3 protein-coding genes and 1 pseudogene are annotated in these 2,880 nt (G+C 37.3%); all 4 read right to left on the bottom strand.

Annotated elements, in window-relative coordinates; translation table 11 throughout:
- On the bottom strand, positions 1-827 hold an 827-nt coding region (locus tag B4237_RS00770), incomplete at its 3' end, for a hypothetical protein (protein ID WP_286940794.1).
- A gap of 8 nt (positions 828-835) precedes the next feature.
- Positions 836-1,189, bottom strand: coding sequence for a hypothetical protein (locus tag B4237_RS00765; protein ID WP_286940793.1), 354 nt, complete (start codon positions 1,187-1,189; stop codon positions 836-838).
- A gap of 99 nt (positions 1,190-1,288) precedes the next feature.
- A complete protein-coding gene (gene lysS, locus B4237_RS00760; protein WP_286940791.1) occupies positions 1,289-2,752 on the bottom strand; it encodes a lysine--tRNA ligase in 1,464 nt (487 codons plus the stop codon).
- A pseudogene (prfB, locus tag B4237_RS00755) lies at positions 2,742-2,880 on the bottom strand (peptide chain release factor 2); the annotation flags it as partial. The pseudogene prfB and the gene lysS, both read right to left, overlap by 11 nt.

The following is a 2,880-nucleotide window of genomic DNA, read 5'->3' as shown; positions in this document are numbered from 1 at the left end:
GTGGCTCCACTTACGCCCAGAGTGCTTGATAAGGTGGTGGCACCTGTTACTGTTGCAGTGCCATCAAAACTGGCATCGCCATCGACATTAAAATCATTTAGTGCTGTAACTGTGCCAGAGGTTTGACCAAGATCAAGTTGGCCTGTAGAAAAGTCACCTGTTATTAGGTTTGAAGAATTTGAGCTTATGTAAAGCTGATCGGAACCAGTTATACCGTTACCAGCATCGTAACCTATGAAAACATTATTACTGCCTGTGGAAGATTGTCCTGCACCTCTTCCAATTGCTGTATTGTTTGATCCGTCAGAACTTTGTCCAGCCGCGTAACCAACGTAAACATTTGAACCTGTATTACTAGCGTTTTGGCCTGCTGATGCTCCAACACTTACATCATAGATGGCATTAGCATCCGCTTCATTACCAAGAGCTACTGCATGCGAACCGTCAGCCGATGTATTTATGCCCATAGAAATGCTATAAGAAGTGACGGAGTTGCCCACACCAATTGCTACACCATAACTTGAAACATTGTTGTAGCAACCTAGGTATGCCTTATCAGTACCTCCTTGCCCACAATCTATGTTGGCCAAAGTACCAACTCCACCACCAGGATTCGGGTTCTTGAAAAATGGAGGGATTGGATTTACGGGTAACTGGCCAAAATTCGTATTGAGTGATCCTATTAATTCGGTATTACAATTAGCTGAATCTACATTGGTTTCACACAGCTCTCCAGTCGAATATAAAACTTTAGAACCGTTGTATTCTTCTGCCTCTAAGCCCAATGGGACAAGAATTAAAGATAAGAATAAAAACCAAATACGCATACAGATACTTATTCGAATTTGATATCTTTCTCAGCCACACAAATTAATTGCGCTCGCAATACAGGCGGTTGATTTAGATCTTGATTAGGCATTAAAACTGCCATCGAACCATCTAGTTTGTTTAGAATATTTGTATATGAAACGTTGCCATATCTTGATTCCCAGACGTAATTGAATTTATTTGAAACTGCAAAATTAAACTCATCGGCATCATCCACAGTAACTTTTTTAACTATAGTATTGACGTCAAGTTTCAATTCTACCCGTTGATTGTCATTTGTTAGACCGTTGCAATAAATCTCGACATTGTTTGCTGAAGCAGAACAAGCTGCCAAGAGCACAACGAAAAACATATTTCTCATGATTATCTCCCATTTTTTTAGCATAAAAATAGATTAATATTTCGTAGTAATTTTGTACATAGTTATAGAAAAAAAAGGGAGGTTTTAAATATGTAGGTGCTATTTTAGAGTTGGGAAGATTATGACATCTCTGATAGATTTTTTGTCCACGGCCAGCATGATCAAGCGATCGATACCAAGACCAACGCCAACCGCAGGCGGCATGCCATATTTCAAAGCATTAATATAGTCATCATCAAAGTGCATAGCCTCGCTATCGCCGGTTTCTTTTTGTTTGACTTGAGCTACAAATCTTTGCTCTTGATCGTGTGGATCATTGAGCTCGCAGAAAAAATTGGCAAATTCTCGGCCTGCAATAAATAATTCGATTCTATCAGCATAATCTGGGTTATTGTCTTTTCTTCTGGACAATGGTGAAACATCGGCAGGATAATCTTTGACAAATGTAGGTTCCCATAAATTTGGTTCAATATGTTCCTCAAATAGCTCAAGCATGATCTTACCCCATGACCAATTTTTTTCCATTTGTAAGTTAGCTTTTTTTCCGGCAGCCATAATTTGATCTGTTGTATCCATTTTTGTGCCTAATTTAGTCTCTAATAGTTCCTTCATTGAAGAGATCTTAAAATCTTGAGAAAGATCAAGAGCTCTATCTTGGTAACTGATTTGCAGACTATCGTTAACGCTAGCAACAGCATCTTGGATTAGCTTCTGAACGAAAGAAGTCGTCTTCTGAAGACTACCAAAAGCCTCATAAAACTCAAGCATGGTAAATTCTGGGTTATGAATGGTTGAGATGCCCTCATTTCGAAAGTTTCTATTAATTTCGAATACTTTTTCAAAACCACCTACCAGTAATTTTTTTAAATAAAGCTCAGGCGCAATCCTCAAAAAAAGCTCTTTATCTAAGGCGTTATGATGGGTTTTAAAAGGTTTGGCATTTGCCCCTCCAGGTATGGAGTGCATCATGGGTGTTTCAACTTCCAAAAAGTTTTGATCAATCATATTATTTCTTATGGATTCAATAATTTTATTTCGCTTCACAAATATATCTCTTGACTCACTATTACTCATCAAATCCACATATCTTTGTCTATAGATTGTTTCAATATCGGTGAGGCCAGCATGTTTTTCAGGCATTGGATTAAGCGACTTAGTGATGAGTTGAAAATCGTTCACTTCAATAGTTAGTTCATCGGTCTTGGTTCTGAATAAAACACCTTCTATTCCAATGATATCCCCCAAGTCAAAATCTTTAACCTGTTCTAATTTGTCCTCCAAATTATTCTTAGAAAAATATACTTGGATGCGTCCTGAAAAGTCTTCAATAGTCATAAAAACTACTTTGCCCATTTCCCTTTTCAGAACAACTCGACCAGCATTGCAAGCAGTTTCGTTTTGTTTTTCTAATTCTTCTTTGCTGTGATGCCCAAATTTATCTATAAGGTAGGCAATTTCATAAGTCTTTTCAAAATTATTAGGATAATTAAAGCCCTCAGAACGAAGCTTAGCTAATTTTGCTTCTCTGTCTTTTTGAACTTTTGATAAATCTTTAGTATCCATTCTTTAAACTTTCTTTGACGAAGTTATTGATTTTACCATCTAAAACCGCTTGCGTATTTGTTTCCTCATGCTTTGTTCGAAGATCTTTTATTCTTGATTGATCGAGCACATAAGATCTAATTTGATTG

Source organism: Acinetobacter sp. UBA6526 (assembly GCF_002434875.1).
GTDB classification, from domain to species: domain Bacteria; phylum Pseudomonadota; class Gammaproteobacteria; order Pseudomonadales; family Moraxellaceae; genus Acinetobacter; species Acinetobacter venetianus.
Note: the sequence above shows the minus strand (reverse complement) of the source record. Positions and strands in the feature narration are given on the sequence as shown.

Excerpts from the sequence above, each read along its gene's own strand:
- B4237_RS00765 (WP_286940793.1), bottom strand. The coding sequence starts at position 1,189 with ATGAGAAATATGTTTTTCGTTGTGCTCTTGGCAGCTTGTTCTGCTTCA.
- lysS (WP_286940791.1), bottom strand. The coding sequence starts at position 2,752 with ATGGATACTAAAGATTTATCAAAAGTTCAAAAAGACAGAGAAGCAAAA.